The 15,414-nt window shown below is 37.1% G+C and carries 10 protein-coding genes; 1 reads left to right on the top strand and 9 read right to left on the bottom strand.

Features of this window, described 5'->3' with window-relative positions; all coding sequences use genetic code 11:
* Positions 1-119 precede the first annotated feature (119 nt).
* From HN014_RS09515 to HN014_RS09480, 8 genes are read right to left on the bottom strand one after another with little or no spacing between them, the layout of a single operon-like run.
* Entirely contained in the window at positions 120-1,946 is a 1,827-nt protein-coding gene (locus HN014_RS09515) for a cbb3-type cytochrome c oxidase subunit I (RefSeq protein WP_176028649.1), read from the bottom strand.
* Between the two features lie 43 nt (positions 1,947-1,989).
* Positions 1,990-3,063: a cytochrome c oxidase subunit II gene (locus HN014_RS09510; RefSeq protein ID WP_176028648.1), complete on the bottom strand. Its 1,074-nt coding sequence runs from the start codon at positions 3,061-3,063 to the stop codon at positions 1,990-1,992.
* Between the two features lie 32 nt (positions 3,064-3,095).
* Entirely contained in the window at positions 3,096-4,469 is a 1,374-nt protein-coding gene (locus HN014_RS09505) for a quinol:cytochrome C oxidoreductase (RefSeq protein ID WP_176028647.1), read from the bottom strand.
* 28 nt (positions 4,470-4,497) lie between these two features.
* Positions 4,498-5,172: a cytochrome c gene (locus HN014_RS09500; RefSeq protein WP_176028646.1), complete on the bottom strand. Its 675-nt coding sequence runs from the start codon at positions 5,170-5,172 to the stop codon at positions 4,498-4,500.
* 5 nt (positions 5,173-5,177) lie between these two features.
* Positions 5,178-5,717, bottom strand: coding sequence for a DUF3341 domain-containing protein (locus HN014_RS09495; protein WP_176028645.1), 540 nt, complete (start codon positions 5,715-5,717; stop codon positions 5,178-5,180).
* 2 nt (positions 5,718-5,719) lie between these two features.
* The gene (gene nrfD / locus HN014_RS09490; protein ID WP_176028644.1) at positions 5,720-7,195 is read right to left on the bottom strand and encodes an NrfD/PsrC family molybdoenzyme membrane anchor subunit; all 1,476 of its coding nucleotides are present in this window, start codon (positions 7,193-7,195) and stop codon (positions 5,720-5,722) included.
* 35 nt (positions 7,196-7,230) lie between these two features.
* Positions 7,231-10,347 (bottom strand): TAT-variant-translocated molybdopterin oxidoreductase, encoded by a 3,117-nt coding sequence (locus HN014_RS09485; protein ID WP_176028643.1) that lies wholly within the window; start codon positions 10,345-10,347, stop codon positions 7,231-7,233.
* Between the two features lie 57 nt (positions 10,348-10,404).
* Positions 10,405-11,727 carry a c-type cytochrome gene (locus tag HN014_RS09480; RefSeq protein ID WP_176028642.1) on the bottom strand — a complete coding sequence of 441 codons (1,323 nt, stop codon included), beginning with the start codon at positions 11,725-11,727 and terminating at the stop codon, positions 10,405-10,407.
* A 222-nt stretch (positions 11,728-11,949) separates the two neighbouring features.
* On the opposite strand from HN014_RS09480, the gene HN014_RS09475 reads away from it, so the two are divergent.
* Positions 11,950-12,405: an SPOR domain-containing protein gene (locus HN014_RS09475; protein ID WP_176028641.1), complete on the top strand. Its 456-nt coding sequence runs from the start codon at positions 11,950-11,952 to the stop codon at positions 12,403-12,405.
* Positions 12,406-12,476: 71 nt separating this feature from the next.
* On the opposite strand, the gene infB is transcribed toward HN014_RS09475, so the two are convergent.
* Positions 12,477-15,386 (bottom strand): translation initiation factor IF-2, encoded by a 2,910-nt coding sequence (gene infB / locus HN014_RS09470; protein ID WP_176028640.1) that lies wholly within the window; start codon positions 15,384-15,386, stop codon positions 12,477-12,479.
* Positions 15,387-15,414 lie beyond the last annotated feature (28 nt).

Raw genomic sequence — 15,414 nt, 5'->3', positions numbered from 1 at the left:
AAACTTCTTATTTTATATAGACTAGTATAAGCAATTAATTTTGCTATCACAAAGATAGTTCAAAAGAAAAAGCCTTTTCACATAATGAAAAGGCTTTCTTTATATTGTTTTATCATCAATTAATGATGTAATACTTCTTCTCCGTCCTGCATTGGATGTGTTTGTGGCGCAAAATCCTGTCCAGGAATCACATACTCTCCATTCTCATCAGTCTTACTATAGTCATATGCCCATCTGTATACTGTTGGTAATTCTCCTGGCCAGTTACCATGAATATGTTCTACAGGTGTAGTCCATTCTAATGTGTTAGAATTCCAAGGGTTCTTTTCTGCCTTTTTACCATAATACATAGAAGAGATAAAGTTATATAAGAAAATGAATTGCGCTGCTGCTGTGATAATAGCAAATACAGTAATCAATACATTTGTATCTTGTAAATCATCAAAATATGGGAAATTAGAATTTGTATAATATCTTCTAGGTAATCCCGCCATTCCAACAAAGTGCATAGGGAAGAATACTCCATATGCTCCGATTGCTGTAATCCAGAAATGCGCATATCCTAAATTCTTATTCATCATTCTACCGTACATCTTAGGGAACCAGTGATATACTCCGGCAAATAAACCGTACAGTGCTGAAATACCCATTACCAGGTGGAAGTGAGCTACTACGAAATACGTATCATGAACGTTAATATCCAAGGTACTATCTCCTAAGATAATTCCTGTAAGTCCTCCTGTAATGAAGGTAGATACCAGACCTATAGAGAACAACATAGCCGGATTAAATTGCAAGTTTCCTTTCCATAAAGTGGTAATATAGTTAAACGATTTTACCGCTGAAGGAATTGCAATCAATAAGGTTGTAAATGTAAACACAGATCCTAAGAAAGGATTCATCCCTGATACGAACATATGGTGTCCCCATACGATTGTAGAAAGGAATGCAATTGCAAGAATTGATGCAACCATCGCTCGATACCCGAAAATTGGCTTTCTTGCATTTGTTGCTATAATTTCTGATGTTATTCCCAGTGCAGGTAATAATACAATATATACCTCTGGGTGTCCTAAGAACCAGAATAAGTGCTCAAACAATACCGGTGAACCACCCTGGTTATGCAATACCTCTCCCTGAATATAAATATCACTTAAAAAGAAAGATGTTCCAAAGCTTCTATCCATAATCAACAACAATGCTGCTGATAATAAAACCGGGAATGAAATAATACCAATAATTGCTGTAACAAAAAATGCCCAGATTGTCAATGGAAGTCTAGTCATAGACATCCCTTTAGTTCTTAAGTTTATTACTGTTACCACATAGTTCAAAGAACCGATCAATGAAGACGCGATAAAAATAGCCATAGAAGCCAGCCATAACGTCATTCCTGTTCCAGAACCACCGATCGCTTGAGGCAATGCACTTAAAGGAGGATAAATTGTCCATCCTGCATTTGCTGGTCCAGCCTCTGCAAAAAGAGATAACACCATGATCACAGCACTTAAAAAGAACAACCAGTATGAAACCATGTTCAGAAAACCAGAAGCCATATCTCTAGCTCCAATCTGCAACGGAATCAATAAGTTACTAAAAGTACCACTCAACCCTGCAGTAAGAACAAAGAATACCATGATCGTACCGTGTATCGTAACCAATGACAGGTACATACTAGGATCCATCACTCCATCCACACCAAATTTTCCTAAGAAAATTTCATACACAGTAAATTTATGATCAGGCCATGCTAATTGCAATCTAAATAAAATAGACATTGCAATACCGATAATACCCATGATCAAACCAGTAACCAAATACTGTTTTGCAATCATTTTATGATCAATACTAAATATATATTTAGTAATAAAAGTTTCCTTATGATGACCGTGATCGTCATGAGCATGTCCGTGTGCGTGATCTTCTCCGTGTGCTATTGCTGACATATCTCTCTATATTTTTTTTATAATAATATACTAAATTTCAATACTAATTAGATGCCTGTGCAGACATTTGCTCCTTAAACGTCTTTTGTGTTTTAATCCACTCCTTATAATCTTCTTCTGACTCTACAACAATCTTCATTTGCATATTATAATGAGAAGTACCACAAATCTTATTACACAATAGGTAATAATCAAATTTATACTCTTCTAAAGCTTCATCACCTGCGGCAACTAATTTCTTACTCTTTTCTTTTCTGATTTTATTTATCGTAGCTACTTTCTCTACCATAAACTCACTATTTCTCATTTCTTCCGAAGTTACTGTAGGAATGTACGAAAACTCAGTGATCATTCCTGGAACTACATTCATTTGAGCTCTAAAGAATGGCATATATGCAGAGTGAAGAATATCCTGAGATCTCATCTTAAAGATCACTCTTCTATTCACTGGTAAGTGAAGTTCACTTGCAACCTTATCATCCATTCCATAGCTATCAGAAACATCTAACCCTAAAGTATTCACTCCTTCTATAAAACGAACATTTGCCTTACCTAACACATTATCTTCTCCTGCATAACGAGCTCTCCATCCAAACTGATACCCATATAATTCTACAATTAAAGGATCTCCTTCTTCTTCATCAAAATTCATAATATCAGTCCAGGTAAATAACCCGTAAATAATCAATCCGGCTAACACTATTACAGGAATAATAGTCCATATAAATTCCAGTTTGTCATTATCTGCGAAGTACAATGCTTTATTACCTTCTTTACCTCTGTATTTATATGCAAAATAATGCAATAATCCTTGAGTAAGTATCAAAACAATCATAATTAACACTACTGATATCATCATCAGAGTATCATAATCTTTTCCATGCTCTGAAGCAGACTCAGGTAAAAAATAAGTATAATAATTAGTAAAACAATATATGGTTAATAAGTATATAAATCCTACAAACGCAAGCATCAACTTACCTTGTGTATCATTATCTTTATCATTGGCAATTTCTGTAGCACCCTCCTTACCTCTGGCCAAATTCATCAGCTTTGACATTTGCCATAAAGAGATCCCGAAAAGAGCTATAACTACTAAGGTTAAGAATACAGTCATTTTTATCTATCTTCTTTTTAAACGATTTTATTTTAATAATGGAAGTGCTTACTTTCCTCAATAAAAGGATTTCCTTTTGCTAATAATGGTGCTTTTGTCAATGCACTAAATACCACGTACAGGAATACTCCCAAAAACAATAGTACTGCGCTAATCTCGCTTAAACCAATAAACCAAGACGCACCTACTGTTGCCGGCATAACCATATTATAAACATCTAAATAATGCCCTGATAAAATAATTACTCCCGCCATCACTACAAACCAGTTAACTCGTTTGAAGTCACTATTCATCAATACCAACAATGGGAAAATAAAGTTCATTGCTACCATACCGAAGAAAGGTAATTTATAATCATCTATACGAGTTATGTAATAGGTTACCTCTTCTGGAATATTAGAGAACCATATTAACAAGAACTGAGAGAACCATAAATATGTCCAAAATATACTAATACCAAACATGAATTTTGCCAAATCATGAATATGGCTATTATTAACAAATTCTAAGTATCCTCTTGATTTAAGAAAGATAGTAATCATTGCGATTGTAGTAATTCCTGAAACAAATAATCCAGCAAAAACATACCATCCAAATAATGTACTGAACCAGTGAGGATCAAAACTCATAATCCAATCCCATGACATCATTGATTCTGTATAAATAAAGAATACTAAAAAGGCAGCAGAAATTTTAAAGCTTTTCTTATACCATTTATTTCCTGTAGCATCTTCATCTTGTTTTCTTGAAAATTTAACTGCAAAATGACGATATAACATCCACCCAGCTAAAAACAATGCTGCTCTGATAATGAACCCCCAAGAGTTCAACCATCCAGATTTCCCCTGAATCAGCTTATCATGTGCTACCACTTCAGGGTCTGCCCAAACAAATAAGTGATTAACATGGAATCCTGATAGCGCTAAAATTACAAACATTATAATCCCTCCAGGCACTAAATATGCTGTAATAGCTTCCATTACTCTGAATAAAACCGGAGACCAGCCTGCTTGTGCAGCTATTTGAATTGCATAAAATGCTAACACTCCTAGTGAAATCATAAAGAAAAAGAACGCGGCTATATACAAAGAAGCCCAAGGCTTATTTTGTAACTGATGTAAAACATGCTCATAATGAGCATCTCCACCGTGTGCATCACCATGTCCAGCCTCTTCACCGTGACTTTTTGTTTCATGTCCTTCTCCATGACCTGCTGACTCAGCATGTGAATTCTTTACTTCATGAGCATTTCCATGACCACCACCATGAGCGTCATGTGCTGCCAGCTGTTCTTTAACTTCTTCTATTGAACTTGGTGTAGTAGCAAATCCAGCTATTAGCCCTATAAGTCCCACAACAACAAGAATGAGAGAAAATAGTTTTAACTTATTTGGTAGCGTATACATATCTTTAATATATCGTTATTCTTTAATTTTAATGGTGCACTTCTTGTGCTGGTTTCTTGTGATCTTCAGCTGACGCATCATGAAGAGCAACTTTCTCTTCATGTACTTCTGGTTTCTTACCTTCTTCTTTATCCAATCTTGGAGTTTTTCCTTCCAAATCAGCTTTCAACTTCTGAACATACTGAACTATTTGCCAACGTTCGTGCTCGCTTGTTTGAGAAGCATAAGATCCCATAGAGTTAATTCCGTAATACATTACGTGATATATACTACCTTCCGTAATAGCTCTTCCAATATCATCATAACTCGGAACTCCTAAAATTTTATCTCTTTTAACTAACGTTCCTTTTCCTTTTCCTTTATCACCATGACATATTGCACAGTAAATCGTATATAGTTCTTTTCCTTTTTCCAGATTTTCTTCTGTATAACGAAGTGGATTTTTCAAGCTATCTTTTGCCTGCTTATATCCAGCTGGAGAGTTTTCATAATCATAAGGCATCCATCCTCTTGGAACTGTTCCTTCTACAGGCAACATTGCTTCCTGACCATCTTCGAAAATTTCATAATCCCCGTAAGTTTCATAGCCCACAGACTCATACATATTAGGCATGAAGACATAGTTAGGACTCTTTTCGTTTTTACAAGAAACAATACTACTTACCAGTATTGCCAGGGCTAATATTTTTATAGTATTCTTCATTATTACTAATGGTTATCTCCTTGCTTATCTTTAACTTTTATTTCTGTAGCTCCAGTTTCTGCCAACATTCCGATCAATTCATCTACATTTTCACTGGTAGCACTCACTTCCATTAAAAAATGGTCATCAGTAGTTCTTACATCTGGATTTTCTGCTTCTTTGAATGGCCATATTCTACTTCTCATATAGAATGTGATTACCATTAAGTGAGCGGAGAAAAATACTGTAAGCTCGAACATTACTGGCACAAAAGATGGCATGTTTTCTATAAAACTAAAACTTGGTTTTCCTCCGATATTCTGTGGCCAATCCTCAATCATGATAAAATTCATCATAGTGATTGCCACTGTTAATCCCAGACATCCATACATAAAAGCAGTAATTGCTAGTCTTGTATGTGGTAGTCCCATCGCTTTATCCAAACCGTGAACAGGGAAAGGAGTAAACACTTCTTCTATATGATGATGCTCTTTACGAACTTTCTTCACTGCGTCCATTAACACATCATCATCCGTATAAAATGCTTGTATAACTTTTGATGCCATCCTTAGTTATTTTTTAAATTTTCAGCTGTATTATCATCAGAAAGATCTTCTCTGATTATCTTCACTTCTACTTTTGGTAAATCTTCTCTAAAATCACGTCCTTCATCCATATATTTTCTATACTTACTTCCTGAAGACTTTAAAATCGATTTTACTTCCGCCTGTGCTACTACCGGAAAGGTACGAGCATATAGCAAGAATAACACAAAGAAGAATCCGATTGTACCAATAAATACTCCTATATCTACAAACGTTGGAGAGAACATCGTCCATGAAGACGGTAAGTAATCTCTGTGAAGTGATGTTACAATAATTACAAATCGCTCAAACCACATTCCTATGTTTACCACAATAGAGATAAAGAATGAAAACATGATACTTCTTCTCAATTTAGGGAACCACATAAACTGTGGAGAAAATACATTACAAGTCATCATTGCCCAATATGCCCACCAGTAAGGTCCCGTAGCACGGTTAAGGAATGCGTACTGTTCGTATTCAACTCCTGAATACCAAGCTACAAACAACTCAGTTATATAAGCTACCCCAACAATAGAACCTGTAATCATAATTACAATATTCATTAATTCTATATGTTGTAAAGTAATGTAGTCTTCTAGTTTAGACACCTTCCTCATCATAATCAACAGCGTATTTACCATGGCAAATCCTGAGAAAATCGCTCCTGCAACGAAATACGGAGGGAAGATAGTTGTATGCCACCCAGGAATAACAGAGGTAGCAAAGTCAAACGATACAATAGTATGTACTGAAAGTACTAAAGGTGTTGCTAAACCGGCTAATACAAGAGACACCTCTTCAAAACGTTGCCAGTCTTTTGCCTTACCACTCCATCCGAATGATAAGATACCATATATTTTTTTATTAAAAGGAGTTACTGCTCTGTCTCTAATCATTGCAAAATCAGGCAATAATCCTGTCCACCAAAAGACAAGAGATACAGATAAGTATGTCGAAATTGCAAATACATCCCAAAGTAGTGGTGAGTTAAAGTTTACCCACAAAGATCCGAATTGGTTTGGTATCGGTAATACCCAATATCCCAACCAAGGACGCCCCATGTGAATAATCGGGAATAACCCTGCCTGAAATACTGCAAAAATAGTCATCGCTTCTGCAGAGCGGTTAATTCCCATTCTCCATTTCTGACGGAAAAGTAGGAGTACTGCAGAGATCAGTGTTCCTGCGTGACCAATACCTACCCACCAAACAAAGTTAGTAATATCCCAAGACCAACCAACGGTCTTGTTCAACCCCCAGGTTCCGATACCTGTAGATACGGTATAGATAATACAACCTATACCCCAAAGGAAAGCTGCTAATGAGATAGAAAATACTATCCACCAAGATTTATTTGCTTTTCCTTCAACTGCTGCTACCACATCCTCTGTTACCTCATGATATGTTTTATCCCCGGTAACTAAAGGTTTTCTTATAGGTGCTTCGTAATGAGACATAATCCTTTATATAATTGAATTTATTCTTTATTTATTTAAGCTTCTGTAGTGTTTCTTACTTTCGTTTGATACACAACATTCGGTTTAACACCAACGTGTTCTAACAAGTGGTATGCTCTATCGTCTTTTACCAAATCTGCAATAACACTTCCTTCTTCATTCACATCTCCAAAACGCATCGCTCCAGAAGAACAAGCTGCCGAACATGCACAAGAATCATTAAACTCTCCTGCTGCCACTGGTCTTCCTTCTCTTTTTGCTTTTAAGATAATTGCCTGAGTAGACTGAATACAGAAAGAACATTTTTCCATCACCCCTCTTGTACGCACTACAACATCCGGATTAAGAACCATACGCCCTAAATCATCATTCATATTGTAATCAAACTCATCATTATTGCTATACAAGAACCAGTTAAATCTACGCACTTTATATGGACAGTTGTTCGCACAATATCTTGTACCTACACAACGGTTATATGCCATATGATTTTGTCCCTGTCTACCGTGTGATGTAGCTGCTACCGGACATACTGTCTCACAAGGTGCATGATCACAATGTTGACACATTACAGGTTGGAATGCCACCTGCGGGTTATCTGCAGGATTTTCCATCTCTCCAAATTCAGAAAGAGAACTTCCTAATCCTGAGATATTATTTTTCTTCTCACTATCTCCGATAAAACTATCCTGAGAAGAATAGTAACGGTCAATTCGAAGCCAGTGCATATCTCTTGATCTTCTTACCTCTGACTTTCCTACTACAGGAACGTTGTTCTCTGCATGACACGCAATCACACAAGCTCCACATCCCGTACATGCATTTAAGTCAATAGAAAGATTAAAATGATGTCCTACAGATCTATCAAACTCATCCCAAAGATCAACTTCAGGAGAAGTTACTTCAAACTCAATATGATCTTTACTTACAACAGGAACTGAATTCCAAACATTTTTATCTTTTGTATTAAATACTTCTAAAGTCGTTTCTTTAATGATATCTCCACGACCCATTAATGTATTATGAAGCTGTACACAAGCAAACTCATGATCTCCGTCCACTTTTTCTATAGACACTTGCTGTACTGCATCCAGATTGTGATATAATGCATAAGCATTAACTCCAACCTTCATAGTATCTTTCATGGCAGCAGTTTTTCCATACCCCAAGGCAAGACCTACAGATCCTTTGGCCTGTCCTGGTTGGATCAATACTGGCGCTACTACAGATACTCCATTTACTGTAACTTTGGCATAACTACCATTTAATGCACCGTTTGCTACATTATAGTTTTCTAATCCTAATGCTTCTGCATCAACTCTTGAAACTGTAAGGTAGTTATCCCATGATACTCTGGAGATAGGATCTGGTAACTCTTGTAACCAAGGGTTACTCGCTTGTTGTCCGTCTCCTAATCCAGTCTTAGTATATAACGTAAGTTCGAATCCATTCGACTCAGAAGCTAATAGTCTTTTTGCTGCTCCACCAAAATCCGGAGTTACTACAGCAGGCGCTTCTACTTCATCACCTTCCTGTGCCTCTATTGCTTCTTCTAATTCCTTTTTAGCTAAAACAGGTTTTACTAAAATACCATCATGCAATGCTTGATTCCATGAAGTACCTCCTAAAATTCCTGTCCATGCATTTTTAATATATTTATTATAATCTTCCGCATTACCTGTCCATTTCAGAAGTGTTTCCTGAAACTGTCTTGTATCAAACAACGGACGAATAGTTGGTTGCGTAAGCGCATAACTTCCTTCTTTTAACTCTACATCTCCCCAAGATTCTAAGTAATGAGGAGTCGTTGCTACATACTGACATTTCTCTGCAGTTGCATCATTGTGCATTGAAAATGCCACTGATAAATCAACTTTTTCCAGACCTGCCTTGAATTCTGCAGCGTTTGGCAAAGAATACACAGGATCTACACCTGCTATTAAGATAGCTCCAATTTTCCCGGCATTCATATCTTTTACGAGTTGAGCTACCGCTTTGCTATCTCCCTGACGTATTTTTCTTGCTCTGTGTTCTGCTACAGCTTTACTATGAATAGCTTTATTAATTGCAATAACTAATAATTGAGCATCTACATCTTGTATCCCTGAAACTACTACTGCGTTTCTTCCTGCTTTCTTAATATGTTTAGCAGCTTTTACTACCTGTTCATTAAGCTCAGGACTCAATGTAGTTTTAGAACTTGTTCCAGTTACATATGCATATAAAGAAGCTAATACTTGTTTTTGCTGAGTTGGTGTAACAGGAATACGATTATCCGCATTAGCTCCAGTCAGAGACATATTAGACTCAAACTGAATATGCTTAGACATTTTACCATTTTTTGGAATACGTCCGGCAGCATATCCTTCATCATATCCACCCCCTTGCCAATCGCCAAGGAAATCTGCTCCAACACTTACAATAGTATCAACTTTACCAAAATCATAATCTACAAGTGCACGTTTCCCATACACTGCTTTATACGCTTCTAGTGCCGCATTTTCTGAAATCGCATCATATACTACATGTGATACATTTCCATACTTTGCCTTAAACTCTCCGATCAACTTAGTAGTTGACGGACTCGCAAAAGTTTGCGTCAACAAAACAATTTGTTTTCCTCCTAAGCTATTCAGCTTAGCAGAAACTTCTTTATCTAAAGCATCCCAGCTAATATCTTTTCCTGCTGCTTTAGGACCTTTCAATCTTGTACTATCGTATAAAGAAAGAACTGATGCCTGCACTCTTGCATTTGCTCCTAAACCTGATTTAGACATCGTATTCTTCTCTACCCTGATAGGGCGTCCTTCTCTCGTTTTGATTAAAATACTTGCAAAATCAAAACCATTCGCTACTGTAGTTGCATAAAAGTTTGCTACTCCCGGAACAATACTGTCCGGCTGCACTACATAAGGAATAGATTTCTTAACTGGTCCTTCACAAGCTGCTAAGGTAGCTGCTGCGGTACTAAAACCTAAATACTTAAGAAAATCACGACGAGAAGTCGAAGAATTCTCCAGAGATTGCTCATCTCCTAAAAACTCATCCGTAGGAATTTCCTGAACGAATTCGTTTTGTTTTAGCGTCTCAACAATAGAGCTATTTTGGTCTAGCTCCTCAACACTTTTCCAGTATTTCTTGTTTGATGACATATATAACTGATATTAACTTCTTTACTAATTTACAACCTAACAGATTTCACTCTGCTTTTAATAATGACATTTTCCACATTCCAGACCACCCATCTGAGCAGCTGTTAACTTCTCAACTCCATACTTTTTAGACAACTCTTCGTGAATCTTCGCATAGTACTCATTTCCTTCTAACTTCACGTTTGTTTCTCTATGACAGTTTATACACCATCCCATTGTCAAAGGAGCATGCTGATACATTACTTCCATTTCTTCTACAGGACCGTGACATTTTTGACACTCAATCCCTGCAACAGTTACGTGCTGTGAATGGTTAAAGTATGCAAAATCTGGTAGGTTATGAATACGAACCCATTTTACAGGAGAAGTTTCCCCAGTGTATTTTTGGTTCTCTGCATCCCATCCAACCGCTTTATATAATTTCTGAATTTCTCCATCGTAGAACTCTTTTGAGTGTTCTGCTGTCGCTGTACTTTCTGCCACTTCACTAATTGACTTATGACAGTTCATACATACATTCAACGATGGTATCCCTGAAGTTTTACTTACTCTAGCAGAAGAGTGACAATACTTACACTCAATTTTATTATCTCCAGCATGAATCTTATGCGAATAGTGTATTGGCTGAACCGGCATATAACCTTGGTCTACCCCTACCTGCATTAGGAATCCATATACAAAATAAGCAGATGACAACAATAATAATATTGTAGTAACAATTACTAAAAACTGATTCTTTACAAATGCTTTCCAAATCGGTGTCTTTCCTTCTTTTGGCAATTCAATTCCATTTGCTACAGCAAATTTCTTCAAGGTACTGTTTACCATGTAAAGGAACACTACCAGCATTAAGAAAACTAACACTAAAGCTCCCAACAACACATCTGTAGAAACGCCACCACTATTTCCGGATCCTCCTCCATCAACCGGAGCTACTCCTGCAGTTTTTGGCGGATCTGCTTTTGGCACCATCACATATGCCAGAATATCATCAATATCCTTATTAGACAATTGAGGGAATGAGTTCATTGGAGTTTTATTATACTCTTCGAACACAGCGATAGCAGCTGCATCTCCTGATGCAATTAAAGCGGAACTATTCTTAATCCAAGAATACAACCACTCTGTACTATGCTTATCTGTCACTCCAAACAACGCTGGCCCTGTCATTTTTTTATAACGCTTATGACATGCCGCACATAAAGATTTAAACAATTCCTCACCCTTCGCAACATCACCGCCGGATGCTTCTTGCGTTGTGACAGCGGCATCACCAGCTGCACCATCCTGTGCAAAAACAGGATTTAAGAAAGTTAATAAATAAACTGTTCCTAGGACAAGGATTCTAGAGGCTGAATTACGGTATTTCACCTGTCTCATATTATAAGTAGAATTATCATCTAAATTGTTGGCACGGTTTTTTCTTTAATGCAACAAATCGCATTAAAAACAGAACCGATTAATTCGACGACAAAAGTACTACAATAAGTCGATTTTAGAAATGTTAGCGAACCGTTAAATATTAATTTATATCTATTCTAAATAATATTTTTCAAGGATTTTGAGTCATTAAACTTTACCTTTGTATCAAATCTATTTGTAATGAGAATTTTAAATAAAAAAAGTAGTATTCTTTTCTTTGGTCTTTGTCTAGCGTATTCCACATTCACACATGCCCAAAATGATTACGAAAACAAACTAGAAGCCACCAATGAAGAGGGAATTAGCACTGAAAACCAAACAAATCCACAAGTAAAAATCAATCAAGACCCTAGAATAAAAAGACTACTAAACATCAAATCCAGCATGGCAAAAGAAGGAGAGTTTAGTGATCGATATAAAATACAGTTATACTACGGGAATTTAAACAAAGCAAATTCGATTTTAAAAGCTGCTGACGAATCTTTCTCTAAATGGGAACCTTCCATACAATGGGAAACTCCAAACTACAAGGTATGGATCGGAAACTACAGAAGTCGTCTTGAAGCAGACAGAGCTCTAAAAGAGATTCACGAGAAGTTTCCAAATGCCTTTATTTTTAAACCTGAAAAGAAATAATAAATCCAACATATAACACAAAAAAGCCGATAAGTAAATTATCGGCTTTTTTTATACTTGTTATTATATTTTTAAAGTTTCTTCTTCACTGCTACTTCTGTATAGGCTTCAATAACATCATTAATCTTGATATCATTATAGTTCTTGATCTGAAGACCACAATCGTATCCTTTTCCTACTTCTTTTACATCGTCTTTAAATCGCTTCAGAGAAGACAGCTCTCCGGTATACACAACAACTCCTTCCCTAATAAGGCGAATTCCTGAGTTTCGGTATATTTTTCCATTTTGAACCATACACCCTGCAATAGTACCTACTTTAGAAATTTTAAAGGTTTCTCTGATTTCCGCAGTACCTGTAACCTCCTCTTTCATAACTGGAGATAACATTCCTTCCATTGCATCCTTAAGATCATTGATCGCATCATAAATGATAGAATATGTACGGATATCAATTTCTTCCTTATCCGCTACTGCTCTTGCATTTCCTGCAGGTCTAACATTAAATCCTACAATAATCGCATCAGAAGCCGAGGCTAGCAGCACATCACTTTCTGTAATAGCACCTACAGCTTTATGAATAATATTGATATGAATCTCTTCTGTAGACAATTTCTGGAACGAATCCGTCAATGCTTCAACAGAACCATCCACATCTCCTTTTAAGATTATATTCAACTCCTTGAAGTCTCCTAACGCAATCCTTCTTCCGATTTCATCAAGTGTTATATGTCTTTGAGTTCTTACAGATTGTTCTCTATGTAATTGAGCCCTCTTAGCAGCAATATCTTTTGCCTCTCTCTCATCTTCCAATACATTGAATTTATCACCTGCCTGTGGTGCACCATCCAGCCCCAGGATAGAGATTGGAGTAGAAGGTCCTGCCTCCTTGACATTATTCCCTCTTTCATCCTGCATAGCCTTAATCTTACCACTATTTTTTCCTGCCAATACATAATCTCCGATTCTAAGTGTACCTGTCTGAACCAGAATAGTAGAAACATATCCTCTTCCTTTATCAAGGAAGGCTTCTACCACTGTTCCACTAGCAGAACGTTTTGGATTTGCTTTAAGTTCTAATATTTCAGCTTCAAGCAATACTTTTTCCAGTAACTCTTTCACTCCTAATCCGGTTTTAGCAGAGATATCATGGGATTGAATTTTACCTCCCCAGTCTTCTACTAAAAGATTCATAGCAGCTAGTTTTTCCTTAATCTTATCAGGATTTGCTGTTGGCTTATCCACCTTATTAATCGCAAAGATTATTGGAACTCCAGCAGCCTGAGCATGACTTATCGCTTCTTTCGTTTGTGGCATCACATCATCATCTGCCGCAATCACGATAATCGCCAAATCTGTTACCTGAGCTCCACGTGCACGCATCGCTGTAAACGCTTCGTGACCTGGTGTATCTAAAAAGGCAATTTTCTGTCCATTTTCTAACTGTACTCCATACGCTCCGATATGCTGGGTTATTCCACCACTCTCTCCAGCAATTACATTTTCCTCACGAATGTAATCCAAGAGCGAAGTCTTACCATGATCAACATGTCCCATTACCGTTACAATCGGTGCTCTCACCACCAAATCTTCAGGATTATCAACGATATCTTCGATAGACTCTTCAAGATCCGATGTTACAAAATCAACTTCATACCCAAATTCATCAGCTACAATTGACAAGGTTTCTGCATCTAGTCGCTGATTCATTGTCACCATAATTCCTAATGACATACAGGTAGATATCACCTTGGTTGTAGGCACATCCATCATCGTAGCCACCTCAGAAACCGTTACAAACTCAGTAACTTTAAGCGTCTTATTCTCTTGTTCTTGTTGTGCTACATCATCCTCCATCTTCTGACGGTGCTGATCTCGCTTATCTCTTCGGTATTTAGCCGCTTTAGACTTATTAGATTTCCCCTGAAGTTTTTCCAGAGTCTCTCTTACTTGTTTTTGTACTTCTTCTTCACTTGGCTCTTCCTTAACCACAGGAGGTCTTCTGTGATTCCCTCCTCGGGATCCACCTTTACCACGGTTATTATTTCCTCCTCGGTTATTATTTCCTCCTCGGTTTCCTCCTTGGTTATTAGATCTGTTTGCTCCTCCTCCGGATCCAGCTCCTTCTTTACTGATTCTTCTTCGACGTTTTTTATTCGCGTCATTAGACTTATTATCAGATTTCTCTTCCTTCTTCTTTGCCGGTTTCTGAAATTTGGTTAAGTCAATTTTCTGACCTGTAAAATTAGGACCATCTAGTTTCTGATACTTCGTCTTTACTTTTTCAGGTTCAGCAGGAACCACCGGTTCCTGAGGCGTTTGCTTAGTTTTTGCAGCGGCTTGTGGTTCCGTTGCTTTTTCCGCCTTCTTCTTTTCCAATTCGATTGGAGCTAATTTTGCCAATTTAATTCCTCTTTTTTCAGGACGATTCGACACTCTTTCCGGAGTAGTCGTTTTTTTATCTTCCTTAGAAACCTTAGCGCTGTCTTTACGTTCAGACTTATCTTGATGCTGTACTGTTTCAGAAGAAGGTTTTTCTTCTTTCACTTCAGGCTCCTCTGTTTTACTTTCTACTTTTTCAGAAGATTTCTCATTCGTTGCTTCGGGCTGCTTAGCAACTTCTTCTTTCTTCGCCAAATCAATCTTTCCTACTTGTTTTGGACCACTTAAATGCGCTTTAGCTTTAACAACATCACGAGCTTCTGCACGTTTCCGCTTTTCTTCCTGCTCATTTTCAATCTGCACACGCAGCGCTTCCTTCTCTTTTCTTTTTTCTTCTCCAACTTCTTTAGAAGCTACTTTTTTACTTTTATCAGTTTGAAATTCATCAAAAAGCAACTTGTAAATCTCCGAAGAAATTTTGGTAGTAGGACGCGCATCTATCTCATGACCTTTGGAACTCAAAAAGTCCACAGCCCGATCAAGCGAGATGTTGAATTCGCGTAATACTTTATTTAATCTCATTGTTTTTGCTTCAGCCATAAATGCCAATTATTTTGCCAAATATAAA

This window comes from Aquimarina sp. TRL1, assembly GCF_013365535.1.
Classification (GTDB): Bacteria; Bacteroidota; Bacteroidia; order Flavobacteriales; family Flavobacteriaceae; genus Aquimarina; species Aquimarina hainanensis.
This window is presented reverse-complemented; position numbering and strand designations above follow the sequence as displayed.

Coding starts and splice junctions, on each gene's coding strand:
- HN014_RS09515 (WP_176028649.1), bottom strand. CDS start 1,946: ATGTCAGCAATAGCACACGGAGAAGATCACGCACACGGACATGCTCAT.
- HN014_RS09510 (WP_176028648.1), bottom strand. CDS start 3,063: ATGACTGTATTCTTAACCTTAGTAGTTATAGCTCTTTTCGGGATCTCT.
- HN014_RS09505 (WP_176028647.1), bottom strand. CDS start 4,469: ATGTATACGCTACCAAATAAGTTAAAACTATTTTCTCTCATTCTTGTT.
- HN014_RS09500 (WP_176028646.1), bottom strand. CDS start 5,172: ATGAAGAATACTATAAAAATATTAGCCCTGGCAATACTGGTAAGTAGT.
- HN014_RS09495 (WP_176028645.1), bottom strand. CDS start 5,717: ATGGCATCAAAAGTTATACAAGCATTTTATACGGATGATGATGTGTTA.
- nrfD (WP_176028644.1), bottom strand. CDS start 7,195: ATGTCTCATTACGAAGCACCTATAAGAAAACCTTTAGTTACCGGGGAT.
- HN014_RS09485 (WP_176028643.1), bottom strand. CDS start 10,347: ATGTCATCAAACAAGAAATACTGGAAAAGTGTTGAGGAGCTAGACCAA.
- HN014_RS09480 (WP_176028642.1), bottom strand. CDS start 11,727: ATGAGACAGGTGAAATACCGTAATTCAGCCTCTAGAATCCTTGTCCTA.
- HN014_RS09475 (WP_176028641.1), top strand. CDS start 11,950: ATGAGAATTTTAAATAAAAAAAGTAGTATTCTTTTCTTTGGTCTTTGT.
- infB (WP_176028640.1), bottom strand. CDS start 15,386: ATGGCTGAAGCAAAAACAATGAGATTAAATAAAGTATTACGCGAATTC.